The sequence below is a fragment of the Microbulbifer sp. CNSA002 genome (assembly GCF_047324085.1).
In the GTDB taxonomy this organism is placed as follows: domain Bacteria; phylum Pseudomonadota; class Gammaproteobacteria; order Pseudomonadales; family Cellvibrionaceae; genus Microbulbifer.
Genome location: NZ_CP172449.1, coordinates 4575500 through 4601243, shown reverse-complemented (window position 1 = coordinate 4601243; position 25744 = coordinate 4575500). Strand labels below are relative to the sequence as shown.

Sequence of the window (25744 nt, the reverse complement as noted above, 5' to 3'; positions counted from 1 at the left end):
CAGGAACGCTTTAACACTTTTTGGGTAGTTACCAGCGGATATAAATGACCAGTTCAAATGTACGGTCATCTTGGGGAGACAAAAAAGCCCGCATAAGCGGGCTCTAGGATTACTGATTAATCAGTGGATTAGCCACCATAGTAGGTAGCTGCACCGGGGCCGACGGGCAGTCCCAGGGCAAAAACCCAGATGAAGAACAGGGCTGTCCATCCGATAAAGAAGAAGATGGAATAGGGAATCATAGTGGCGATCAATGTACCCATGCCCAAGTCTTTCTTATAGCGCACAGCAAAAGTAATGATCAGGCCAAAGTAACTCATCATCGGCGTGATAACGTTGGTCACAGAGTCACCGATACGGTAGGCCGCCTGGATTACTTCGGGGGCGTAGCCCAGCAGCATCAGCATGGGTACAAAGATGGGAGCTGTCACCGCCCACTGAGCAGAGGCACTGCCCAACATCAAGTTCACAAAGCCACACATCATGATGAAGAACAGGAACAGTAGTGGCCCAGTGAGGCCGATGCTTTGTAGCGCATCAGCACCTAAAACGGCAAAAATGGTGCCCAGGTTGGTGATCTTAAAGAAGGCGACAAACTGTGCGGCAAAGAATACAAGGACAATGTACATCCCCATACTGTTCATGCTCTTGGCCATAGCATCAATGACATCTCGGTCATTCTTCATGGTGCCGACAACCTTGCCGTAAACAAATCCCGGGATAGCGAAGAACACTAGGATCAGTGAGACGATACCTTTAAGGAACGGGGAGCCCGCGACCAAGCCTGTCTCGGGATTACGTAAAACACCCCACTCAGGCACCACCGTCAAAGCGAGTACTGCAGATACGCCCAAAACAGCCAAACCTGCGTACTTAAGGCCGCGCTTCTCGGCGTCGGTCAGGGTGCCAACTTTGTCTTGAGTCAGATCGACAGATGCTTCACTGGGATCATATTTACCCAGCTTGGGTTCTACGATCTTCATGGTCACCCAGCTACCAACTCCGGTGATCAGGAAGGTACTGACAATCATAAAGAACCAGTTTACTTCCGGGCCCACGGAGTAGGTCGGGTCGATCATGTGAGCTGCAGATTCTGTGATCCCCGATAGCAATGGGTCCACCGTTCCCAGCAGCAAGTTTGCACTGTAGCCGCCAGAGACACCGGCAAACGCGGCGGCCAGGCCAGCGATAGGGTGTCGACCGAGGGAGTGGAAAATCATTGCGGCTAATGGGATCAGTACCACGTAGCCCAATTCAGAGGCGGTATTAGAGATGATGCCGGCAAAAACCACTATGACAGTGACTGTGCGTTTGGAGGCCTGGAGTACCAGACCGCGAACAGCGGCACTTAACAGGCCGGAGTGCTCGGCAATCGCAACCCCCAGTAGAGCCACCAAAACTGTCCCCAGAGGAGCAAATCCGGTGAAATTCTTAACCAGACTGGTAACGATCATTCTGAGGCCATCGCCACTCATAAGGTTGAAAACCTCAATAACGCCATCTGGCGCTCGGCCAGCAGCGCCAACCGGGCGGGGGTCGGGGACAGACAGGCCAAAGTAAGAAGCGATACCACTAATGACTATCACGCTAACGGCGAATAGTGCGAACAGTGTGATTGGGTGGGGGAGAAGGTTGCCGAGCCATTCCACTGCATCTAAGAAGCGGATAAAGGCTGTCTTGCGCCCTGGGGGACTGTCCTGCCGATCACTCGGGGAGGTTGTTGTGGTCATTGTTGGTCCTCAGTCGTTACAGCAAGCGGCCCTAATTGCCTCTGGGCCGCCTTGTAGCCGAAGGGTTGGCTGAAAAATGTGCTAAAGCCGAGATCATACACAAAACTACTTCAGCTAAGAATGCCCAGAGAGAAATGTTGCTCCTAGGCGGCGGGCCAAAGAGCTATCAGGCGACCCGGATAGGTAAAAGATCTATGATGAAAGATGTGCTGTTATGGCGCTTGTCATATCGGGGTAAGTCTTTCTGATAGCGGTCTCAGATGACTGGATATGCCATAATCCCAATACTATGTAGTCAATTCAGCGGTGAAAATAATGAAGATTGGAATTTTAAAAACCGATGATGTGCGCAAAGAGCTTGTCGGCGAATTTGGGGAGTACCCGGAGATGTTTGCCGACTTGTTGCGCGACCAGGACTCCAATTTGGAGTTTAACACCTACGAAGTCCAGCACGGCCAGTATCCCGATCATATAGATGAAGTAGATGCTTACCTGATTACCGGTAGCAAGACAGGCGTTTATGACGACAAACCCTGGATTGCGCCCTTAATGGATTTTGTACGCAAGTTACATGGTGAGAAGAAGCCGACCATTGGTATTTGCTTTGGTCACCAGTTAATTGCCCAGGCACTGGGAGGCCGGGCTCGTAAGTCAGATAAGGGCTGGGGGCTGGGGGTGCACACCTACGAAATGCAGGAGACGCCTAGTTGGATGTCTGAACCCGCGCCCAACTTTAGTCTCTTAGTAACGCATCAGGATCAGGTGGATCAGCTGCCGCTTGGTGGGCGAGTACTGGCTTCCAGTGAGTTCTGCCCAATGGCAATGGTGCAGGTGGATGATCATATGCTTAGCTTCCAGGCGCACCCGGAATTTACTAAGCCCTACTCGAATAGCTTAATGGAGCTTCGTCGGGAGGCTTTTGGTGAAGCTGTGGTTGATAAAGGGCAGGAGTCTCTTAAGAACGATATCCATGAAAATGCAGTTGCCAGATGGATGTTGGAGTTTTTACGGCAGTAAATTTTCCCCATTGAAGAAAATAGGAAACCTTTATTTAGCTATTTTCTCTTTCTCATTCCAATGGCATCTGACCTTTTGAAACCCCACTTATAAGTGGGGTTTATGCTCATACATGTATTAAATCGCATCGTTATTCACCTTTGTTCTATATGTCTTAAAGGGCATATAAACTTCTTATAGGGTTGTATTTTTTAATTTTATTTGAATATAACGATTTAACTACCAAAATATAATTTTCTCCGGTAACTGGCAGTTATTTTTGCACTCATGTTTATGTTTGTCACTATCTCTAGATTTATATGTCGGTAATATGGACTTTTAAGGTTGTTTTAAAAAGTAGTGGGTGTTTAATATGGAGCTGTTCATTTAAAGGTTCTTGTTTAGGGTGGGTATTCAATTAAATAACATGCTTGTGCCAGTTTTATTTTTCTGGGGGCGTGTATGTATTCTAGTTGATTTAAATGGAGGTCTTGGGTGTTCGCAACTCGATCGGGGAGTATGGATTAATAATTAACACAGCCTCTTAATCTAAAAAAATCTATAAATATTTCTATAAGCAAAAGGATAGGTTTATGAAATTATTTAAAATGGCAGTATTGGCCAGTGCCATTGGCTTGTCAGTAGCTAGCACTAATGTACTTGCGGCTGGAAATGTAAATGGGGGAATTGACGGAAGACTTATTGGGGCAGATGGTAGTGAAATTCCTAACGTAACCATTTTTATTGAAAATGAAGAAAATGGCTTCAAAAGGACTATCTCAACCGGTGACGATGGGGATTTCAAGGTCAAGTTACCCAGTGGAGTTTATAAAATAACCGCGCAGAAATCAGGGTACCAACCGGCAGTAATCGAATCGGTACTAGTGTCTATCGGTAGCACAGGTAAATTAAGTATCCCTTTGAGCCAAGGCGATATGGAAGAGGTTTTGGTTGTAGCTGAGGCCTTACCACAAATACGTACTGGAACAGCTGAATCTGCTCTCAATATCAGTTTAGAGGATATTGAGATGTTGCCTGTAGGGAGAAATATAGAATCTGTTGCCTTGCTTGCTCCGGGAACTGTGTTGGGGGATAACGCATTCGGAGAGGATAAAGATCTTATATCATTTGGCGGAGCCTCTGTCGGTGAAAATGCTTACTATATTGATGGCTTGAATGTTACCAATTTTCGCAATGGCTTAGGTGGTTCTTCTGTACCCTTTGAATTTTATGATCAGTTTCAAATTAAAACTGGTGGATATAGTGCAGAGTTTGGGCGGTCTTTAGGTGGCGTTTTAAATGCTGTTACAAAGCGTGGAACCAATGATTTTAAATATGGTGTAGTTACTTACTTTGAGCCAGGATCATTAAGGGAAACAAGCCCGGATACATTATCCACAGATGGAACGCTCTATGATCTCAATTCGGAGAATGAACAGTCTAGATATACTACGGACTACTATATAAGTGGTCCGATTGTACCGGACAAATTATTTTTCTATGCGCTCTATGAACAACAGGAAACTGTTGAAGAGTATAACACTCTCCAGGCCCCAGATACCTTTAATAATAGGGAAGTGGCTGATGACTTTTGGGGAGTTAACTTAACTTGGAATGTGACCGATGATCACATCTTAAGTTATGTTCATTTTTCCGATGAGCGTATCCGAGAAAATAGGCAGTCAAATTATGATTATTACAATAAGAATAAGCTCGATTACAAGGGTACGATCAGTGATTATCGGGGTGGAGAAAACTGGCTGTTACGCTATGATGGCCAATTAACAGATAACCTCAGCATGTCTTTGTTACATGGGCAAAATGAATATGAGCTCACTACTATCGGCACAACAGATGTTGAATGCCCATATGTAGTTGATACAAGTGATGGAGCTCTACCAGGAAACTCTTCGTTATATCCAGGATGCGATACGAATTATAGGGTTCAGACTGGAGGTGATGAGCGCGAAGCAAATCGAATCGACTTTGATTGGGTGCTTGGAGACCATACTGTTCGTTTTGGATATGATCGAGAAGATAATTCCTCCTCTTCCTCTGAGACTTATGCCGGCACGGGATTGCGGGATGGGAAAGGTGTTTATTATCGTTATTACACCGCTCTTCCTGGGGCGGAGCTTACGAATGGGGGAATAGTTCCTAATGCTAATGGGGATGGAAGTCCGGTTCATCTAGTGCGCTATCGAGTAGGGGATGTTTCTGGTTCATTCAAGGTTGAATCAGAGGCTTTCTACATTGAGGATACATGGGATATCACCGATAATTTTACTGTAAGTGCCGGGCTTAGAAACGAAACTTTCTCTAACTACAATGGAGAGGGTGATGTATTTATTGAAATTGATGACCAGTGGGCGCCACGTCTGAGTTTCTCTTGGGATCTCACTGGAGATGGAGAGTCACGGATTTTTGGTAATTGGGGCAGATACCATATGCCCGTCGCAGCCAATACAAATGTTCGATTATCCGGTGGAGAGCTTGGATTCGAGCGTTATTTTATCTTTAATGGCGACTATGATTCGGTTAGTTATATTCCTTTAGATATTGGGGCTGAAGGTGTCCCGACCACCCAAGAAGTAGGTACAGTAAATATTACTTCTAGCGGAGAGGTTCCCGATAGTCGACAATTATCCGATCGGGATTTGGAGGCGATGTACCAGGATGAATATATTCTTGGTTATGAGAAGGTTCTCAATGATAGTTGGAGTGTGGGTGTTAAAGCGACATATCGCGACCTGAAATCTCATATAGATGATATCAGTATAGACCATGCAGTTGACGCGCTAGGCTATGCTCATACAGGGGATGCTCATGGTTATGTTCTTGCTAATCCTGGAAGTGATGTGACTATTCCTTATGATAGGTATGGTACTGGTGAGTTGGAAATGACAACTTTCTCGGCTGAATTGCTGGGATATCCTGAAGCTAAGCGGACCTATAAAGAGCTAGAGTTTTCTGTAGATAGAGCTTTTGATGGCGTTTGGGGTTTAACAGCCAGTTATGTTTGGTCTGAAAGTAAAGGAAATACAGAAGGGTATGTCAAATCTGATAATGGTCAGGATGATGCTGGGATCACTCAAGACTTTGATTTCCCTGAAATTATGGATGGTGCCAATGGCTATCTGCCAAATGATCGTACCCATAAATTTAAAATCTATGGGAATTATCAAGTTATGGAAAACCTATTATTAGGGGCTAACTTTCTCCTTCAGTCAGGACGGCCAATTAACTCTTTTGGAGCAGGCCATCCAAATGGAACACCCTCCTACGGAGATACTTATTACTTAACCGACCCAGATGGGAATTTGGTAAGAACGGAGCGTGGTAGTCGAGGTAGAACGAGCTGGGTTAATCAAATTGATCTGTCGCTAGTATATAGTACTCAAGTTGGTTTGGCTGATGTGGAGTTAAGAGCAGATGTCTTTAATTTATTAAATGCAGATGCTGAAACAGAAGTTGATGAGTTTGCGGAAATTAGTCCCGGAATAGCTGATCCTAACTGGGGGGTTAATCAGTACTACCAGACACCTAGATACTTTAGACTGGGTGCCAGTGCACGCTTTTAATTTTAATCTGAAAGAGGGTCGCCAATTGGCGGCCCTAACTTCAATACACATTTAAAGTAATTAAAATTAACACTTTTGATGGCTGGAGGATTAATTGACCCCATATACAGAATCTTCCTCGATCTGAATAATTCTTACCCGGATAGGGTCTTCAATCTGAAAATATCGCCTCGCGCTTTCATCAAGTTGAATGGCCAAAGCTTGAAGTTTTTGGTGTGTTCGATCTGGTCTCTTTAAGCAGGATACTTCAATATAGCACTCATCGGGTGTAATTTTCTGGGCTGTAATAAAAGTTATATTTGGGTCTTCTTCAGTTTCAAGTTCTTTGATAATTAATTTTTGAAAAAACGCTGGGGTTGAGTCCGGGGCTAATTTAAGTGAGCTTAAAAAAATCTTGCAGCTGATCATGTATTGATTCCTGGTTAATACAGATGGATATGTTTATTCCATTAATGAAATCTTCTTCATAAATTATCATTCTTACTTTGATTGGATCTTCGATCTGAAAATAGCTTCGCGCCCGTTCATCGAGTTAAATAGCCAAAACTTGTAATTTTTGTGTGTCAGTTCTGGCTGTTTCGAACAAAATAGCTCTATATAGCACTCATCAGGAAACATTTGAATAATGCTGATAATGGCTATATTGGGGTCCTCCTCGGTGTCTAATTGTTTGATAACAAGTTCTTGCAATAATTTAGATGCTGAATCTGGTGCCAGCTTTAGAGGGCTTAAATAGATTTTGCAGCTAATCATAGGGAAGTCCCATTTCAAGGTGGTGTTATAGACCACTTTTAGGAACGTAGCAAAAGGTTAAGCATTTCTTCCTGTTTCTGTATTTAGAGATTAGCTAAGGTAAAATGGTGGTGCAAAGTTTTAGGTTTCCTTCTGGTTCTTTAGTGGCGTTATAACTTTTTGTAATTTCTAGTGTTTTATTTCCTTATTTTAAAGCTTTGTTCTGCTTCATATGTATTTGTATATCTGGGTATAATTATACATCTTGCGCTTTATGTGGTTGATGGTGAATTGTAATTTTTATATTGTTTAAGTTGTGTGTGTATAGCCAAAAGATAGTATTTTTCTACTTAGACATATGTTGTTTTGAGTGGAAAAAGTGTTTTTTATTGAGGCTTATCAGTAATCTAACAAGAATATAAGTGATCAATTATCCCTAATTAAACTTGTCCCTTGTTTGTTAGGTGCATTATGGCTAGCTGTAAATTCTGTATTTAAACTGCACAAGGCAAGCTTCTAATCGGGGATGGTCGTTTTAATGAAAATTCAGATGAGAAGGTTGGATTGCCACCAGATAAATACTTAATTGTCAGTTAGCTGCTGGAAGGTTCTTAAGTGTGCCTTCTGGTGATTTAAGCTAATTGAAGGTGAGGTGTTACCTGAGTAATTTTAAGATTAAACGCTGGGATTTGTAATAAATGTAACATTCCCGATTTCTGTTGCTAATATCGTATCCCTATTCAATGTTTTGCCAATCGATGGGTGCGACTGTTGTGTGGGTGTTCAATAGAATCTAATTGCGTCGCAATGTAAGTTTATACTTACTTACGCTTTATATTTGAATGTCAATTTTGCTGATGTGAACTCTTCAAAGATATAGAGCTTCATTTTTAGAGAATAATCTCAGGTCAAAAAATTTTAGCTGAAACACCACTGGAACCTTAGTGCATAGCTACCTCTCTGTATTATAACTAGGGCTCAGAATGTGAATTGCTAGTTGTTGTACCAGTGAAATTAGGTATAGATTCTAATTGACTCCTAAATCGGGGAAATTTAAATTTGGGTACTGCGGATTTTTTTGGAAGAAAACTTCAAGAAAATCGAGGGAAGAAAGTTAAGTTTCGCTTCGTTCCTGTGCGATAACAGTTAGTAGGTTTTTCATATTGTCAACGCCTTTTTTTCACACTACACGCGCCATTGTTTCAGATTCTATCCGTACCTTGGTTATAGTAACTGCTCTCGGTGTCCTGCTTCTGGCTGTTTGGGCTATTTGGTTTTTTACAGTAGAAATTACAACATATAGCGTGAGTGATGACGCTAGGTTGGAGCAGGAGCACAATACTGTTCATGTCAGTACCCAGCGAGTTGGACGTGTTGTTCAAATTGAGGCAGAGCTCGGGGATACCTTAGAGCAGGGCGATGTGCTAATTCGTCTTGATACGTCCGTACTTGATTTGAGCCTGCGGGGGGATAGCAAGATATCTGGAAGCTTACGCGATCAACTTGAATCAGTTGAAAGAGAACGAGAGCTGCTGGATAAGAAATTTGGCGAAGATGAGAAGGCACTCAGTGATCAATTGAAGCTATTGGAGCAACAGTACCAGCTTCAAGTCAGTAATCAGAAAATTCAAGCGGATGTTGCCGATCGTTATGAACGGCTGTTACAAAAACAGCAGAGTTCAGAATTGGATTACCTTGCCGCAAAACGGACGTACCAACAAATGGCGATGGAAACCTTGAAAGTACAGGCGGATATTCGCGCTTTGAAGGATCGTCGAGCACAGCTAATAAGTGAATATCAGCTTGAAGTGAGTGCTTTAAAGCAGCGGCATCAGGATATTGATGGGAAGATTGCGGAAGTTGACACCCGTATTCAGCAAAGCCACCTTGCTGTTAGCGAACAGAACCTGCGTGCCCCAATTACCGGGGTATTGGCCTCGCTGGCAAAAATACGGGAAGGCGAAGTATTGGTCGCTGGGCAGCAAGTTGCGACCATTCAAGCAGAAGGTGTTATTTCTATACAGGCATTTTTTCCACCCGCATTAGCTTTGGGGCATATTCAGCCTGGGCAGAATGCCCATGTAAAACTGGATGGATTTTCCTGGGCCCGTTATGGGCAATTGGAGGCCCGAGTAGAACGGGTCGCTAGTGCCGTCCAGCAAGGCAAAGTTCTTGTACAGCTATCCTTACAAGGTGAAGCACCACCCCATCTCCCTTTACTGCATGATTTACCGGCCAGGGTAGAAATTGCCACAGGCAAGAAAACACCATACCAACTGCTTCTACAAAGGACGGGTGAGATACTCTCGGCCAAAGCTCCCACAGAGACCGTGGAAGAGGGAGCGTAACAGTGAAAAGCAAAAGACGCTGGTTAGTTCCAGAGGTAGTTCAGACCTCTAATATGGACTGTGGTCCGGCTTCCCTGAAGTGCTTGCTCGAAGGTTTTGGTGTAAATACACACTACGGCCATTTGCGCGATGCCTGCCAGACTGATGTAGATGGTACTTCGATAAATACCCTGGAAAAGATTGCGGTAGAGCTTGGGCTTGAAGCTGCCCAGATGGTGGTTCCCGTGGACCATCTCTTATTGAGTTCCACTGGCTACTTGCCAGGATTGGTTGTGGTGCGACTACCAAACGGTAACACTCATTTTGTCGTGGCCTGGGAAAATCATCGCGGTATTGTGCAGGTGATGGACCCCGCCAGTGGTAGGCGCTGGCCCAGCGCGCGTCGTTTTTTGGATGAGTTGCATGTTCATACCGCACGGGTGCCCCCTCAGGGCTGGAGAAACTGGGCAGGTGGCGATGATTTTATTGCCCCGCTGAAAGAGCGTATTGCACAGTTAAAGGTTGGCAATACAGTGGCCACCGCGATCTGTGAAAAAGCGCTTAAGGATGAGAGTTGGCTTTCGCTGGCATTTCTCGACGCATCCGTTCGAATGCTCACCTCATTGGTTACGTCCGGGGCGATAAAGCGCGGAACTGAAGTCAGTGGTATGTTGCAGCGGCTGTCCGTTGAATTTTCTACAGATATCAGCCAAGCATTTTCTTTAGTACCAGAGAATTACTGGTGCGCCCGGCCGTCCCGTCTCCGAGGAAGTGAGCCTGCAGAGACAATTGAACTGTCGCCAGAGCAGTTGGAGTTTAGTGGCGCGGTCATTGTGAGCGTAAAAGGGGTTCGCGATGTCAGTGAAGTAAAACCAAAATCGGAAGCGCTATCCAGGGCTTTGCGGGAGCCACCGGTTCAACCTCTAAGGCAACTCTGGGGGTTGATGCGCGAAGATGGATTGATTGCGCCACTCACTATATTTATTGCTATGCTCGGAGCGGTACTGGGGCTGATGTTCGAAGCTTTGCTTTTCCGTGGCCTGATTGATATCCACAGTGAGTTAGCGACAGAGATACAGCGAGCAGGCACGATTGCATTATTGTTGGTCTTTATGATCACATTAATGCTATTGCAGTTTCCCGCCGCAAAAGTCCAAATGGTGGTCGGGCGCCGTTTGGAAAATCGTTTCCGCATACGGTTTTTAGCCGCTCTACCCCAAATACCCGATCACTTCTTTCAGAGCCGCCCCACCTCTGATACCGCCGAACGCTCACATCGTATTGCCGCCTTGAGAGGTTTGCCTGTTCTCGGAACGAGCCTAATTTTTAGAGTTTTCTCCCTGCTTGCTACTGCACTGGGAATAATCTGGCTTGCTCCCGCTGCTGCCCCTCTGGTGCTAATCATGTCGGTATTACAAGTTGCTGTACCCTTGATGTTCCATCCGGTACTCGCTGATTACAGTATGAGAGTACAAACTCATGCGGGAGCCCTGGCTCGCTTCTATATGGATGCGCTGCTGGGAGTTATTCCAATCCGCACGCACGGCGCCGGCGAGTCTGTACGGCGTGAGCATGAAAACCTGCTCACCGAATGGATAAGGGCTGGATACTCATCACTGAGTTTTCAGCTCAATAGCCAGGCGGTACAGCTGTTGATTAATTGTACCCTCAGTAGTGTATTGGTGATTTATTGTGTTAATGCACGAGGGGCAAGTCCCGATCTGCTTTTATTGATTTATTGGGTGTTGGCACTGCCGCCGCTGGGTGAAGAAATTGCGGGACTGATGCGAAGTTATCCACGGCAACGGAATTTTTTACTGAGAGCCCTCGAACCGCTGCAAGCAGTCACCGAAACAGACACAGATAAAAGTTCCGCTGATAGTGTGGAATTTTCCCCGGCAAAACCGGTGGGTATCAAGTTTGAGAATGTTACCGTTAATGCCAGCGGTCGCACTATTCTCGACAGGGTAAATCTGGAAATCAGCCCCGGTGAGCAAATTGCTGTGGTCGGAGCATCCGGCGCTGGCAAGTCGAGCCTTGCCGGGTTATTGCTGGGGTGGCACAAACCGGCCAGTGGCCGTGTAATGCTCAATGGAGGAGAACTGAAGGGAGAATTACTGCACCGTTTCCGACTTCACTGTGCTTGGGTAGATCCCGCAATTCAGCTTTGGAATAGCAGCCTTTTAGCGAACTTGAGTTACGGCAATAAGCCGGGAGCTCCCCTTTACCCCATTTTACAGCAAGCGGATTTACTTAAGCTGGTAGCAGCGCTACCGGAGGGGCTCCAAAGCCCGCTGGGCGAAAGTGGTGCCCTGGTCAGTGGTGGTGAAGGGCAGCGTGTACGTCTGGGGCGCGCACTTGGCCGTGAGGAAACTGCTTGTGTGATTCTGGATGAGCCGTTCAGGGGGCTTGATCGCCAACAGCGGCAGCGTCTGATGAGCCGGGTGCGGGAGGTTTGGCAGGGGGTTACCCTGATTTGTATTACCCACGATATCAGCGAAACCCGGGACTTTCCTCGTGTTTTGGTCATGGACGATGGTTGCATTATTGAAGATGGTAAGCCCAGTGAGCTTCAAGCCCAAGGCAACACTCGCTATGCGCAGCTACTGGCGGCTGAAAGCACCCTTTGGCAAGAGTGTTGGCAGAGTAGCAGCTGGCGTCACTTACGCATGGCCGGCGGTCAATTGACAGAAGTGCAAGGAGTTCCCGGGGCGATACCGGCCTCCCGGTTTACAGAGGTGGCCAGTGAGCTGTAAAGAATTAATGCCCCATTGCTGGCCTGTGTCGCAGCTGGAGGCCGCCTTACAAGCCTTGGCAAAATACAGTGGCTTGGAACCTGAGGTAGCGGAGCACAAATCCCTGGGAAGCGCCTTGGAGTTGAATGCCAGGTTGCAGGCAGGTGCTGAAACTTTGGACTTGCAAGTGGAGCAGGTGAGTTGCAGCTATCCAGAGCTGGAAACCATGCTGTTGGGAGCCGCCCCGGCACTGTTGCGGGTTCGCTTTCCCGAGGGGGAATATTTTATCGCACTGTGTGGTGGCAGGGGGCATAAGTTACGGCTGCTCACACCGGCACTGCAAGTGGAGAAAGTTTGCCTAGAGCTGGTTATTCAGCAGTTGGCTTGCGAGCTTGAGGGGCCCCAGCGCGAGCGTATCGAACAATTGCTGGATAGCGCACACATTCAAGGGCGTCGTCGCAAGAAAGCCACGACGGCTCTACTGCGGGAAAATCTTGCCAGCGTACGCTTGGATGATTTCTGGTTGTTGCGTCAATCCTCTCATCGGTCTTTCCGCTTACAGCTTCGCCAGCGTGGGCTGTATTGGCGCTTTGCCGCCATGCTTGCCTGTCACAGTGCCCAGATGGCTATTTTTCTGTGCAGTTGGTGGGTGATAGGTAGGGCTGTGCTCGAGGGCCATATTGATACCGGCTGGCTATCTGCCTGGGTGTTGTTGTTGGTGACTCAGGTTCCCCTATCCCTGCTCACAGCCCGGCTGCGCGGTGTGGTCTCCGTTGAGACCGGCGCACTTCTGAAACAGCGATTGCTCGCCAGCGCGCTGCGCGTCATTCCCAGTCGTATTCGCCATATGGGTTCGGGTCAGGTATTGGGCAGGGTTTACGATGCGGAGAATATAGAAGCCAGTGCATTACAGGGTGCCTTTTTATTATTGCTCGGTGTTGTAGAACTGTTAATTGCAGCCTCAATTTTACTGATGGGAGCTGGTGGTCTTATCTATGCAGCAATTTTGCCCCTATTTTTAGCGGTTGCATTTTTCCTGGGGCGGGCACAGTACTACGGCCGCAAAGAGTGGACAGCACAGCGTCTGTCTATGACCCATCGTTTGATTGAGAAAATGATCGGCCACCGCACCCGGCTCGCGCAGCAGGCTCCCGGCGAGTGGCACCAGGGTGAAGACAGTGAGTTAAATGACTACCTGGAGAGTTCCTCTCACATGGATAACACCATGGCGCGTTTACAGGCTTTTTTGCCACGCCTATGGTTACTTTTAGGGATCGTGGGGCTGGCCCCAATATTTATTAGCGACAGTGCCAGTAGCACCCAACTCGCAATTGCCTTCGGAGGAATGTTGTTGGGGTATCGCGCAATTTTAAAGTGTATGAATGGTTTTACCAGCGCCTTAAGTGCGGCAATTTCCTGGGAAAAAGTACGTGAACTGTTTTCCCTTGAAGATCGCCACTTAAGGGGCAGTGCGGGTTTGGCAATGGCCGCGTCGGCCGGCCAGCAGGATTCCTCGCAGCCGCTGTGTTATTTACGCGATATCCGTTTCACCTACGAGGGAAAAGATCAAGCAGTGTTGGCGGGATGCAACCTCAGCATTTATCCCGGCGACCGGCTTTTACTGCAGGGCACTTCTGGTTCAGGGAAATCTACTCTGGCGAATGTTCTCACCGGCATCCAGAAACCGGATGATGGCCTGTTGCTGCTCAATGGCTACGACCGCGCAAGTATCGGTGCTGAACCTTGGCGCAGGATGGTCGCATCAGCTCCCCAGTTTCATGAAAATCATGTGTTGGGAGATTCATTTCTTTTTAATTTATTAATGGGAGACCAGTGGCCACCTCGCCAGGAGAGCCTGCGCAAGGCTTATGCAATTTGTGATGAGTTGGGGCTGACCCCGCTATTGAAAAAAATGCCGGCGGGGATTTTACAAACAGTTGGCGAGATGGGGTGGCGGTTGTCCCATGGTGAGATGAGCCGTTTATTTATCGCTCGTGCGCTTTTGCAAAATGCTGAGTTAGTGGTTCTGGATGAGAGTTTTGCGGCACTTGATCCGGAGAACCTGCAGATGGCGGTAGCCTGTGTGCAGAAAAATGCAAAAACCCTGATGGTGATTGCCCACCCATGAGACAGTGAATTTTTAATTGGGAGCATTCTCTCTTCGGTTTACATAAGCAGCAAGAGGAAGGATAAGCTCTATGTGGCTTAAGATTGATGTTAAAGCGAGCTTCAAAGTAGTAATCAACTCAGGCGCATCTAACGGGGCGGTGAGGGAAATTCTGAAGGTGAAAAACAATTAGAGATCTAGAGTTGTTGCAAAGTGTTTTTTTAGTTCTCCAGAATTAACTTTACTAATTTGTTTCAGTAAAAAGGGGCGAATGCGATATGAGCTTTGAAGCTGATATTCAGGCAGGATCCGAAACTGAATTAAATGCGGCTCAAAAATAATTGTTACTTTATGTCAATTGAAAATGATTGAAAGGGGGTATGGTATCTATTTCGGAGCAGAAATTCAGGCCTGTCCTGATCTGATAGTGAGCCTTATTCCTGAGTCATAATTGATTCGATGTTGGGTTTGGTAGTCGTCAACCTGGATAGAACTTTGGCAGACTGTGTTGCAGTACACAGTGAGTTGAATCTTCATTCTGCATAATAAATCTCGTAACGAGATCTGAAATGTACGGTAATTCATATATTCAGGTAGTTTCTGACTTGGAAATATCTCCAACCCTGTGATTGGGTTGGGTGGTGTGGCGCACTCAAGTTTAATGATTCTTGCTTGAGTGATAAATGAAAGAAAGGAGATGCGATATGTATATTGAAACTGATATTCAATCTGGTCCGGATGCTCAGGTAGATCCGGTTCCTGAGTAACCCCAGCTCCAATCTGATTGGAGTTTGATTAAATAGGTTTTGCTTAAGTTGTGGTTTTCCGTACTTGAGTACTATTAACGTAGGAAGGAAATAAATTATGTATATTGAAACTGATATTCAAGCTGGTCCAGACGCTCAGGTAGACCCGGTTCCCGAGTAGCTCCAGTTCCAACCTGATTGAAGAGCCATCGCTCAAGTATAGTTATGCGTTCTACTTGGGGTTTAAGTAACTTGAGGGGACGACCTATACTCTTTGAAATGGGCTTCATGCTGCAATTAGCCTAATGCCCCCGGTGCTCGATGAGTAACCTGAGCTCGCCAGCTCGAGCTCAGGTATGTTCCAAAAGGCGGCATTAGGTGTGCATAAAACTGAAAGTCAGACGATTCCTCGCGCTGCCTTAACTACAGAGCCATAAGTGAGGAACGCATTGGGATATTTACATTGCGCTTGTATAAACTTACGTGCCGTAACCTCCGCTCATCGAATAAATTGACTCGGAGCCTGGAAAGCTTTCATAAAGTTATAATGGTTTAATCTTTGTGTGCAGTCTTTATGAATTTTATTTTTATTTACTATGTGTGTATGAATGAGATGGATTCCTCGGCTCAACATATTATCTCTAAGTAGTACCAAGTCCTCGCTTTGTCACACCTAAGGTGAAGAGTCTTATACACAGGGTCAAGTAGTTGCCTTACCTCTGCCGGTGAGAGTGATGTAAGGCTTCACCAAATTAAATACCCTGTCCGTTAATCACTGCTTTTATGAACTCTTGCCTCACCTGGATTTCCCGTATCACAGTGAGTGTAAAGTTGCCAACGGAAAGGCCTTCCTTGGTGCTCGATGAAAGATGGTGTGTAGAAAGGCCTTTCTAGCACTTTTGGGGCGTAAAGCCCTCGGAATGCCACCTTATCAACAATGGGCTTGGGGCTTCCTTTCCTCGCTTGAGCCGGATAGATGGAATTCAATCAATTTCTCTTGAATGTTGATTAACTTATCTTTGAATCAGCTACTTCCTAGATTGCCAACATAAGTGACACACGCTGCCTGTTAGAAGTTCTAGTGGGCTCAAGTAATTTAGAAGTTTTCTTGGACGAGTGTTTATTCGGAACACTACTTCGTCAATACGGTTTTTGGGTATCTTGTCAATTTTCATACCCTTCGGGAAGAAACGTCTCAGCAGAACATTCGTATTTTCGTTTAATCCACGTTTTCAAGAGTGATAAGGCTTTGCAAAATATATTTTGCATCCCAGTTTCTGTGCAACTGATCGATGACCTGCAAACTCCCCTCCGTTATCGAACGTTATTGTTTTACATATTGCCTGATATAGCTTCAGCATCTGCTTGATTGTGCGACTTACCGTCGTCTCACTCTTGTTGGGTACCCTACGAGTGAGCAACAACTTAGAGACTCACTCAACTAAAGTCACAAGATAGCTATCTTGGCAGTAAACCGCATCGCCCTCCCAGTGGCCGAACCCGGTATTTCCATCAATAATCGTAGGCCGTTCTTCAATATCAATACGCTCCGGAATGAGCTTCGCTCCTGCCTCAGAGCCTGTACGCTTTCGGTAGACTTTGCCTTTTCGTGGAAGCTGCAGCCTCCAACCAAGCTGAGCTATCCAGCGATAAATAGTAGAACAACTGATCGTTTTCTCATATTTCTCAAGCTTTATCCGACCAGCAACTTGTTCGGGACTAGTGTTTTTTAGCTGATGGTCGATTTGCATCTTCATGGCGAAATCAAACTTGGTGTACTTACGAGCCCCTTATCGCCTCTGTAACGCCTGGCGATGAGCGCTTTCAGCACAGTAAGGATGAAATCGATTAAGCTCTCGAGAGATAGTTTTGTTGGGGCGATTGAGCTGTAGTGCAATGGCTAGAGCCGAATAGCTCTGTCCATTGAGGACTTCGATCTGGTATCGTTCTTTCAAGGTCAGCTGGTTAGTATAGGTTCCTGGTTTGTTTGTGTGAAAGCTAACCAGTCTACAGCCAGCTGGCCTCCTTATTTAAGGTATTTAGAGCGAGGTGTTGTGAGCAGCTCCAATCGGATGCCCTTTTAAGAGATACACTTTTCAAGTTTGATAGGGGTTGCGCCCTGCGGTGTTGAATGTACACAGAGGATTGTAATAGGCACTATAGGCTACCGGATTGTGTGTAAGGTAGTTTAAATAACAGTTTCATCTGTATCGTTATCGTGTGTTTATAACTTTTTGGTATCTATTGCATAGCTACTTTTCTGGGAATAACTTCAATATTTTTTGATCAGGTTGGCATGATTTATATGCGTTCTTTATTTTGGTGCTTTCTATAGAGAAATGTCCCTTCTAATTAAAGGTATAGAGTTTTCTATAGAAGTGCCAATAAAGCAAAGTTAACTTTTAGCTAATACCCTTTTGGTTGGATAACTATTTTTTGTTTTCTGAGATATACGTGCCAATAAGTGGTTTTTAGCTTGATTATTTTTGTGCTTGGCGGTACTTGAAGAGTCGTAGTGTAAGGCGGTAAGTTACTGTAAGTAGTACTCTGGTGCCTATTGCTCATAATTTATTTGATTAAATTATCTAATATCTCGTGGAATAGGTTTGTTACTCAAATTTTGTGACATTATCCTCAAAAAGTTTGAGTTTCATTGGTGTGGTATGGTGTAATCGAGTTAAGCTGTAGTTTGTTTGACGCTGAATTGTTTGGCGCAAACACCCTTGAGAAAGAAACGATAAAGGAGACGTAATATGCATATTGAAACTGATATCCAAGCTGGCCCTCAAGCAGTTGTTGAGGTTCCAGATATCGGCTAGTTCAGGCTGATCTTTCATAATCAGCATTTAGTTGATACTTTGAGCCAGGGATGACTGCGGAGTGATTTTTGTATGCTTTCCTGGCTCAGCTATTTCTATTCTTAAAATATTGGATTTTACTCTCCCCTAGGAAGCTGTTTTCTTTTCTGGAATTTGTAGGCTGTATTTTTGTATCTGGTAATTTTCTATGGCTGATTGTATTTCAATTACTATATAAAAATATGGCATAACAAAATTGGATTCTGCCAATTTATATATTGTTTAAGTCCGCTCTCAATCTTTAAAATTTTACAAGTCGGGACTAAATTTATTATTCATACTACCTTAAGGGAAGAAGATGACAGTCTTATGGGGTACGAGTAGGTGTTATCGTTAACTGATGCACGTTGGATACTACGTTTTTAATGTTTAGTGGATATCTTTTATACCTAATTTCAGTTTGACGATATAGTGCTAGGTGAGTTGTCTCGGTTGTAATCAGGGCAAGTGTTAGTTGTTAGATATAAGTGTACCTGTATTATGCAAGAGTGGAGAAAGCCAGTTTGGAGAGTTTAGATTGATGCTTGGAATAGATATTGGTTTTCAATTCTAAGTAAAAAAGCCCGCTTACGCGGGCTTTTTTATTATCAAAATCAAGTCTTAAGCTTCTTATAATGCATGCGATGGGGTGTTGCATCCTCACCTTTGCGCTGCACAAAGTCCTCGTGGTACTCGGTGTAGTTACCCTCGAAGAATACCGCTTCACTCTCACCCTCATAGGCGAGGATATGGGTGGCAACGCGGTCCAGGAACCAGCGATCGTGCGAGATTACCAGGGCACAGCCGGGGAAGTTGAGCAGGGCTTCTTCCAGGGCGCGCAGGGTTTCGATATCCAGATCGTTGGAGGGTTCATCCAGCAGTAGTACGTTGGCGCCCTGCTTGAGGGTATAGGCCAGGTGCAGGCGTCCGCGTTCACCGCCGGAGAGTTCGCCTACGCGCTTCTGCTGGTCACTGCCCTTGAAGTTAAAGCGGCCAACATAGTTGCGCGAGCCCACTTCGTAGTTGTTGATCTTGAGCATATCGTGGCCGTCTGAGATGGCTTCCCATACGGTCTTGCTGTCATCCAGATTTTCACGGCCCTGTTCAACGTAGGCGACCTTAACGGTTTCACCCATCTTGATCTCGCCGGAGTCCGGCTGTTCGGTGCCGCTGATCATACGGAACAGGGTGGACTTACCGGCACCGTTGCCGCCGACGATACCTACAATTGCGCCCTTGGGCACGCGGAAAGACAGGTTGTCGATCAGCAGGCGCTCGCCGAAGCCTTTGCTCACACCTTTAAACTCAATCACATTGTCGCCGAGACGCTCGCCGGGCGGAATGTAGATTTCGTTGGTCTCATTGCGGGCCTGGAAGTCCTGGGACTGCATTTCTTCCAGGCGGGACAAACGGGCCTTGTTTTTGGACTGACGGCCCTTGGGGTTTTGGCGGGCCCATTCGAGTTCCTTTTGCATGGCTTTGGCGCGGGCCTGTTCGCCGCGCTGCTCTTGCTCCAGGCGTTTTTCTTTCTGTTCCAGCCAAGTGGTGTAGTTACCTTCCCAGGGGATGCCGTGGCCGCGGTCCAGTTCCAGAATCCAGCCGGCAACATTGTCGAGGAAGTAGCGATCGTGGGTGATGGCAACCACAGTGCCGGTGAAATCGTGCAGGAAGCGCTCCAGCCAGAATACGGATTCCGCATCCAGGTGGTTGGTGGGTTCGTCGAGAAGCAGCATATCCGGGCGGGACAGCAGCAGGCGGCAAAGGGCCACACGGCGTTTTTCACCGCCGGACAGATTGTTTACGTCCGCATCCCAGGGGGGCAGGCGCAGTGCGTCTGCGGCAACTTCCAGGCGGTGCTCCAGGTTGTGGGCGTCCCAGGCCTGGATAATGTCTTCGAACTGTTGCTGTTTCTTGGCCAGGGCATCGAAGTCTGCGTCGGGCTCGGCGTAATCGGCGTAGACCTGTTCCAGGCCGGCAAGGGCGTCGATGGCTTCGCGTACACCGTCCTCTACGTTGCCGCGCACGGTCTTGCTGGCATCGAGTTGCGGTTCCTGGGGCAGGTAGCCGACCTTGATGCCGGGCATTGCGCGGGCTTCGCCGTTAAAGTCCTGGTCGACCCCGGCCATGATGCGCAGCAGGGTGGATTTACCTGCGCCGTTTAGACCGAGTACGCCGATCTTGGCGCCGGGGAAGAAGGAGAGGGAGATGTCCTTGAGGATCTCGCGCTTGGGGGGCACTACTTTGCCCACCCGGTTCATGGTGTATACGTATTCGGCCATTTGGGGTTCCGTAATGGGTGTTGGAATCGGTCAGATTTTGCGCGCAACTTATCAGTTTGCGTAAAAAGTGCAACCGGGCATCTCTTAGGTAGCCCGCTGTACTCGCGTGTGGCTGACGTCAAATGTGATCTGTGTTTAACTGCGACACTATCTAGTACAAGAGCTATAAGACGAATAAAAATGGATCAGGATTCCCCGGTGTTGTTTTCCCGGCGCGGCGCCCTGGCGATCGCGACACTAAACCTCCCCAAGGCTCTCAATGCCTTAAATTCATCCATGATCGATCTGTTGTCGGCCCAGTTGGACCGCTGGGCTGAAGACACTGAAGTCGCAGCAGTCTGGATCGATGGCAGTGGCGACAAGGCGCTATGCGCTGGCGGCGATGTGGTGGCGCTGTATCGGGAGTCCGCCGCCTATGGTGAGACACCGGACTACGGCTTCACCAGCGACTTCTTCTCCCGCGAATATCGCCTGGACTACCAGATTCACACTTACGCCAAGCCCGTCGTGGTGTGGGGCGGTGGCTTCGTGATGGGAGGCGGTATCGGCATTATGGCGGGAGCCAGCCACCGGATTGTGACCGAAACCACTCGCATGGCAATGCCGGAGATTACGATTGGTTTGTTTCCCGATGTGGGGGGCAGCTGGTTCCTGAATCGTATGCCCGGGCGCCTTGGACTTTTCCTGGGGCTGACCGGTGCGCAGTTTAATGGTGCCGATGCCCTGTTTACCGGTATGGCGGACCGCATGATAGGCCAGGATCAGCGGGAATCAGTCTTGTCTGCGTTAGCGGAGCTCAGTTTCGGTGAAAACCTGGAAGCCAATCACCAGTTAATTAGCAATTACCTTAAATCCCAGGAGCTGCCCCTTCTGGAGCGGCCTGAGTCTGCTCTGCGAGAGCATTATGACCAAATCCAGCAGCTTACCGATTTTGCCACCTTGCCAGAGGTTTGTGCCGCCATCAGTGCATACCAGGGTGTGGATAAGTGGTTGCAGCGGGCAGCTGCCACTTTGGCAGGTGGCTCTCCGCTGACCCCCTGGATTGTGTGGGAGCAATTACAGCGGGCTCGACACCTGTCCTTGGCGGATATCTACCGCATGGAGTTGGCACTCGCGGTAAACCTCTGTGCCAGTGGCCACTTCAAGGAAGGAGTGCGTGCGCTGTTGATTGATAAAGACCGCGAACCCAAGTGGCAACCTGACAGCTTGGAACAGATTGCACCTGCGCAGGTGGAAAGCTGCTTTGAGGGACCCTGGGGCGGTGAGCACCCGCTGGCCGACCTGTAGATATCGTATTTACCGAGCGTCCCGGGCTGTTAATTGCCAGGGATACCAACAACAAAATAGGGAGTGGCTTTTATGGAAAAGATAGCCTTTTTTGGTTTGGGTAATATGGGTGGCCCCATGGCTGCCAACTTGGCGAAGGCCGGCTATACCGTCGCGGCATTTGATTTGAGCCCTGTTGCTCTGGAACAGGCACAGCGAGAGGGCTGCCTGCCCTGTGACAGTGCCGAGCAGGCTGTTGAGGGCGCGGATATCGTAATTTCCATGCTGCCCAGTGGCGACGCAGTGAAAGGGCTCTACCTGGGAGAGGCTGGGTTGTTGCAGCAACTCCCGGCCGATACCCTGATTATCGACTGTTCGACTATCTCCGCAGAGGATGCCTGCCTGGTCAACCAGGCTGCCGGGGAGCGTGGGTTGAGAGCGATAGATGCCCCGGTATCCGGAGGTACAACTGCGGCACAGGCGGGGACGCTTTGCTTTATGTGCGGCGGGGATGAAGCGGCATTCGATGCTGCGCGGGCCCCGCTGCAGGTGATGGGCAGCAAGATATTTCTCGCCGGTGCTGCCGGTGCCGGGCAGGTGGCAAAGATTTGCAACAATCTGTTGCTTGCGATCCATATGACCGGTACCGCAGAAGCTTTACAGCTGGGGGTGGATAAGGGGCTGGATGCCAAGGTACTGAGCGATATTATGCGGGAAAGTTCGGGTAATAATTGGTCCCTGGCTAACTACAATCCCTACCCGGGCACTATGGAGAGCGTGCCTTCGGCAAAGGGTTATGCCGGCGGTTTCAGTGTGGCATTGATGCTCAAGGACCTGGGACTGGCTATGGATGCTGCCTCAACCAGTGCATCTTCTACCCCGATGGGAGCCCTGGCGAAAAATCTTTTCCAACTGCATGGCGCCAGTGAGGAAAACCAGCAACTGGATTTCTCCAGTATTCAGAACATGTTCCGGCGTCCGGCGGGTAGCCTTACTTAGCGCCTGCTTAAAGGCCTTGCACCACAGTCTGGCAATGTCGGCAGTGGTGCAGTTTAGGCCTGTTTTGTTTGCCCTCAGCCCTGTCGTCTAAAGAAAAAATTTGCGGTAGTTCTCAATTTGGCAAGATCGTATCAAATACCATAGAGTGCTCGGTTCCCTCGGACTTTCTGAGCCGCTATCTTCCCCGCCCCTTCCCGGAAACGGGTCTCCCTTAAGCATCGCAATTATCCTGCTGCTGCATTGCTCCAATGGATTTTTTTCCAGGTAATTCGGCAGCTTGATTTGGATCAAGCAGTCTCAGGCAGTCAGCGAGTAACCTATCCGCGACTTGTGATTGTGCCTGGAGGGGGGCCCTTCCTGAGTCGGGAAAAATGCCTAATCGCTTTATGGAGAAGTTAATGAACCGTTTAACTGCTTGTGCGACAGTCGCTCTGACCGCCGTACTTTCTGCACCCGCACTGGCTTATGAAGAAGGCAGTTTTATTCTGCGCGGTGGCATGGCCACTGTAGCACCTGATACCAATTCCAGCGTTCTTTCCCTGAATGGGACCGGCATTGACCAGACTGGCGTCGATGTGGATAACGGTTCTGCACTGGGCCTGACTGGCGTTTACATGTTCCGCGATCACTGGGGTGTGGAACTGGTTGCCGCGACGCCATTCAGCCACGATATTCAAGTTGAAGGCCAGGGCCTGGGCAGCTTCGACCTGGGTGAAACCAAGCACCTGCCGCCGACTCTGTTGGTTCAATGGTATCCGATGGAGCCACAGTCCAACATTCAGCCATATGTTGGCCTGGGTGTGAACTACACCGCTTTCTTTGATGAAGAAATCAGCAGCACCGCTGATGCTGTTTTCGAAGGGCTTGGAGCCACCGGTGATGCTGAATTATCCCTGGATAATTCATTTGGCCTGGCAGCAGAAGCCGGTATCGATTTTACCTTCGGTGCCGATCAGCGCTGGCTATTCAATATGTCTGTGTTCTGGATGGACATCGAGACCGATGCCACAGTCAAAGTGCCCAATGTGGGCGAAGTGACCGCCAAAGTGGATATCGACCCGCTGGTTTATATGGCTGGTCTGGGCTACCGCTTCTAAAAGGTAGCAATAAATAGGTCTGGGGTAGAGCAGTCACTGTGGTTTTCTGGTCGAAGACCCGGTGGCTGCTTTTTTGTTTGTGTCGGATTTCCAAGCAAACTACCGAACGAGGTGTGAATGAATATGAAGCAAGAGATTAAAAGCCCCGTGGGAGGGTTGTCTGAAGAACTCTTATCCCGTTATAGCGGACCCTGCCCGCGCTACACCTCGTATCCTACCGCCGATCGTTTTCACACATTAAATGGAATTGAGCCCTGGGCAGCGCTGCAGGATATTCGCAGCTTGTCCCTTTATGTTCACATTCCTTTTTGCCGTTCTCTCTGTTACTTCTGTGCCTGTAATAAAGTAATTACTAACCAGTATGGCCTGGCTTCCAGCTACCTGGATCACTTATTGCAGGAGGCTCAATGGTATCGGGATAAAGTGGCTGATGTCCCCGTTACTCAATTGCATTTGGGCGGTGGCACGCCGACTTTCTTAAGTGACGGCGATATGCGTCGTTTAATGGACGGACTCGCTGAAGTTTTTGATTTGCGCCCAGGCGACGGAGTTGAATACAGTATTGAGGCCGATCCACGTACCCTTGAGTTGGAGACCCTGGATACCCTGCGTGAACTGGGTTTTAACCGCTTGAGCCTGGGGGTGCAGGATTTCGATATCGAAGTTCAGCGTTCAATCAATCGTATCTGCAGTGCCGACCAAGTCACGGAGTTGACCGTAGCGGCGCGTGAGCGCGGGTTTGAGTCCATTTCCTACGACCTGATTTACGGACTACCCAAGCAGGGGCTGAGCAGCCTGCACCGCACTTTGGATAAAGTGCTGGAGCTGCAACCGGACCGCATCGCTCTCTATCACTATGCACACCTGCCACACCGATTTAAGGCCCAGCGCCTGATTGATACGGATTTAATCCCTTCTGCCGCAGAAAAAGTGGCGATGCAGCTGGCGGCTGTAGAGCACCTGGGTAAGGCGGGGTATGAATTTTTGGGGATGGATCACTTTGCCCGTCCTGGGGATGAACTGGCTAAGGCAGCCCATGCCGGTATGCTGCAGCGCAATTTCCAGGGTTACACCCTAATGCCGGCAGATGCTTTGGTCGGTCTGGGGGCATCGGCGATCAGCTACAGTCGCGATGGCTACTGGCAAAATTTACATCGCTTAAAAGAATATACTCAGGCGATTGGAGAAGGGAAATCTGCAGCCTGCCGCGGCTGGTTAATGGATGATGAAGATCGTTTGCGCCAGTGGATTATTAGTGAATTAATGTGTCGTTTGCGCCTGGATAAAAACCTTGTTGAACAGCGTATAGGTGCTTCCTTTGAGGAGTATTTCTCTGAGGAATTAGCGCGCTTACAGCCTATGTTTGACGATGGTCTAATTTATCAGGATAACGAAAATATTATTGTTACCGAGGAAGGCCGCTGGTTCGTGAGAAATGTTGCCGCTGCATTTGATATGTATTTGCACAGTCAAGAAACAGATGCGAAATATTCACGTGTTCTATAGCTACCGGCAGGAGACTAACGGCTCGACAGCCGTTACAATTGCGGCAAATTAGTTTACCGACCGGTTTAGTATGATGGATTCCTCTACAGCTGTTAGTTGCGGCAACTGTTCAGTCAGGCGTTTGTGCTTGCCAGCTGGTTTGTGTCAGTCTGATATTGATCGGCTAGAGCAGATCACGCGTCGAAAGAAAATAATTAAAGCGGGGGAGACCCTTTACCGAGCTGGCGATCCATTTGCCAATCTCTATGCAATTCGCTCAGGCAGTTTTAAAACTGTGGTGATTGCCGCAGATGGTGACACTCAGGTCACCCACTTCGCTTTACCTGGGGAACTGCTCGGTCTGGATGCCTACAGTACTCGGGTACATCCGAGTTATGCGGAAGCATTGGAAGACAGCAGTGTTTGCCTGCTGCCTTTTACTCAACTGGAAATTTTGGCCCAGCAGGTGACAGCCCTGCAGCAGCAGATTTACAGCATTTTTTCTGAAGAGTTGCGCCAGGAAAACGATATTTTAATGTTGTTGGGCAAGCGCTCTGCCGATACTCGTTTGGCGGCTCTTCTGATTAATATTTCCAGCCGTTACGCTCGCCGTGGATACTCTCACAGTGCGTTTGTTTTATCGATGCCGCGCACTGATATCGCCAATTATTTGGGTTTGACAGCGGAAACTGTCAGCCGGCTTTTCTCGCGTTTTCAGCGAGAAAAATTAATTAAAGTGAGTGGCCGATCAGTTGAGATTATTAATTTAATTGAACTCAGTGAGCTAGCGGGTACTCACTGCGGATATGATGAAGACTGAATTTTGA

The 25744-nt window shown here is 47.9% G+C and carries 13 protein-coding genes and 1 pseudogene; 10 read left to right on the top strand and 4 right to left on the bottom strand.

The window, feature by feature from the left end; genetic code table 11:
* Window positions 1–128: 128 nt before the first annotated feature.
* Entirely contained in the window at window positions 129–1730 is a 1602-nt protein-coding gene (locus tag ACG1BZ_RS20345; RefSeq protein ID WP_413663406.1) for an AbgT family transporter, read from the bottom strand.
* 315 nt (window positions 1731–2045) lie between these two features.
* On the opposite strand from ACG1BZ_RS20345, the gene ACG1BZ_RS20340 reads away from it, so the two are divergent.
* Both ACG1BZ_RS20340 and ACG1BZ_RS20335 read left to right on the top strand, forming a co-directional pair.
* Window positions 2046–2747 (top strand): glutamine amidotransferase-related protein, encoded by a 702-nt coding sequence (locus ACG1BZ_RS20340; RefSeq protein WP_413663405.1) that lies wholly within the window; start codon window positions 2046–2048, stop codon window positions 2745–2747.
* 572 nt (window positions 2748–3319) lie between these two features.
* Window positions 3320–6307 (top strand): TonB-dependent receptor domain-containing protein, encoded by a 2988-nt coding sequence (locus ACG1BZ_RS20335; RefSeq protein WP_413663404.1) that lies wholly within the window; start codon window positions 3320–3322, stop codon window positions 6305–6307.
* A gap of 90 nt (window positions 6308–6397) precedes the next feature.
* On the opposite strand, the gene ACG1BZ_RS20330 is transcribed toward ACG1BZ_RS20335, so the two are convergent.
* Window positions 6398–6715, bottom strand: coding sequence for a hypothetical protein (locus ACG1BZ_RS20330; protein ID WP_413663403.1), 318 nt, complete (start codon window positions 6713–6715; stop codon window positions 6398–6400).
* A 1628-nt stretch (window positions 6716–8343) separates the two neighbouring features.
* On the opposite strand from ACG1BZ_RS20330, the gene ACG1BZ_RS20325 reads away from it, so the two are divergent.
* Genes ACG1BZ_RS20325 through ACG1BZ_RS20315 form a run of 3 tightly spaced genes read left to right on the top strand, consistent with a single transcriptional unit; the run spans window position 8344 to window position 14229 of the window.
* Entirely contained in the window at window positions 8344–9387 is a 1044-nt protein-coding gene (locus ACG1BZ_RS20325) for an HlyD family secretion protein (RefSeq protein WP_413663402.1), read from the top strand.
* 2 nt (window positions 9388–9389) lie between these two features.
* Window positions 9390–12122 (top strand): ATP-binding cassette domain-containing protein, encoded by a 2733-nt coding sequence (locus ACG1BZ_RS20320; protein WP_413663401.1) that lies wholly within the window; start codon window positions 9390–9392, stop codon window positions 12120–12122.
* Complete coding sequence (locus ACG1BZ_RS20315) at window positions 12112–14229, top strand: ATP-binding cassette domain-containing protein (protein WP_413663400.1); 2118 nt, start codon at window positions 12112–12114, stop codon at window positions 14227–14229. Before ACG1BZ_RS20320 ends, ACG1BZ_RS20315 begins: the two co-directional genes overlap by 11 nt.
* A 1753-nt stretch (window positions 14230–15982) precedes the next feature.
* Here the strand turns inward: ACG1BZ_RS20315 and ACG1BZ_RS20310 are convergent.
* Together ACG1BZ_RS20310 and ettA are read right to left on the bottom strand one after the other, a co-directional pair.
* Window positions 15983–16960 (bottom strand): annotated as a pseudogene (locus ACG1BZ_RS20310) (IS30 family transposase).
* A gap of 1445 nt (window positions 16961–18405) precedes the next feature.
* Complete coding sequence (gene ettA, locus ACG1BZ_RS20305; RefSeq protein WP_413663399.1) at window positions 18406–20070, bottom strand: energy-dependent translational throttle protein EttA; 1665 nt, start codon at window positions 20068–20070, stop codon at window positions 18406–18408.
* Window positions 20071–20250: 180 nt separating this feature from the next.
* Between ettA and ACG1BZ_RS20300 the strand changes: the two genes are divergently transcribed.
* The 5 genes from ACG1BZ_RS20300 to fnr all read left to right on the top strand — a co-directional run bounded on the left by ACG1BZ_RS20300 (window position 20251) and on the right by fnr (window position 25737).
* Window positions 20251–21357 (top strand): enoyl-CoA hydratase/isomerase family protein, encoded by a 1107-nt coding sequence (locus tag ACG1BZ_RS20300; protein WP_413663398.1) that lies wholly within the window; start codon window positions 20251–20253, stop codon window positions 21355–21357.
* Between the two features lie 72 nt (window positions 21358–21429).
* The gene (gene mmsB / locus ACG1BZ_RS20295; RefSeq protein ID WP_413663397.1) at window positions 21430–22335 is read left to right on the top strand and encodes a 3-hydroxyisobutyrate dehydrogenase; all 906 of its coding nucleotides are present in this window, start codon (window positions 21430–21432) and stop codon (window positions 22333–22335) included.
* A gap of 398 nt (window positions 22336–22733) precedes the next feature.
* On the top strand, window positions 22734–23432 hold the full coding sequence (locus ACG1BZ_RS20290) for an OmpW/AlkL family protein (protein ID WP_413663396.1): 699 nt from the start codon (window positions 22734–22736) through the stop codon (window positions 23430–23432).
* A 123-nt stretch (window positions 23433–23555) separates the two neighbouring features.
* Complete coding sequence (gene hemN / locus ACG1BZ_RS20285) at window positions 23556–24938, top strand: oxygen-independent coproporphyrinogen III oxidase (RefSeq protein WP_413663395.1); 1383 nt, start codon at window positions 23556–23558, stop codon at window positions 24936–24938.
* A gap of 127 nt (window positions 24939–25065) precedes the next feature.
* Window positions 25066–25737: a fumarate/nitrate reduction transcriptional regulator Fnr gene (fnr, locus tag ACG1BZ_RS20280; protein WP_238152063.1), complete on the top strand. Its 672-nt coding sequence runs from the start codon at window positions 25066–25068 to the stop codon at window positions 25735–25737.
* Window positions 25738–25744: the final 7 nt, after the last annotated feature.

Bases quoted from the DNA above. Each gene is read 5' to 3' on its own strand.
- mmsB (WP_413663397.1), top strand. From the start codon at position 21,430: ATGGAAAAGATAGCCTTTTTTGGTTTGGGTAATATGGGTGGCCCCATG.
- ACG1BZ_RS20340 (WP_413663405.1), top strand. From the start codon at position 2,046: ATGAAGATTGGAATTTTAAAAACCGATGATGTGCGCAAAGAGCTTGTC.
- ACG1BZ_RS20300 (WP_413663398.1), top strand. From the start codon at position 20,251: ATGGATCAGGATTCCCCGGTGTTGTTTTCCCGGCGCGGCGCCCTGGCG.
- ACG1BZ_RS20290 (WP_413663396.1), top strand. From the start codon at position 22,734: ATGAACCGTTTAACTGCTTGTGCGACAGTCGCTCTGACCGCCGTACTT.
- ACG1BZ_RS20330 (WP_413663403.1), bottom strand. From the start codon at position 6,715: ATGATCAGCTGCAAGATTTTTTTAAGCTCACTTAAATTAGCCCCGGAC.
- ACG1BZ_RS20345 (WP_413663406.1), bottom strand. From the start codon at position 1,730: ATGACCACAACAACCTCCCCGAGTGATCGGCAGGACAGTCCCCCAGGG.
- ettA (WP_413663399.1), bottom strand. From the start codon at position 20,070: ATGGCCGAATACGTATACACCATGAACCGGGTGGGCAAAGTAGTGCCC.
- hemN (WP_413663395.1), top strand. From the start codon at position 23,556: ATGAAGCAAGAGATTAAAAGCCCCGTGGGAGGGTTGTCTGAAGAACTC.
- ACG1BZ_RS20335 (WP_413663404.1), top strand. From the start codon at position 3,320: ATGAAATTATTTAAAATGGCAGTATTGGCCAGTGCCATTGGCTTGTCA.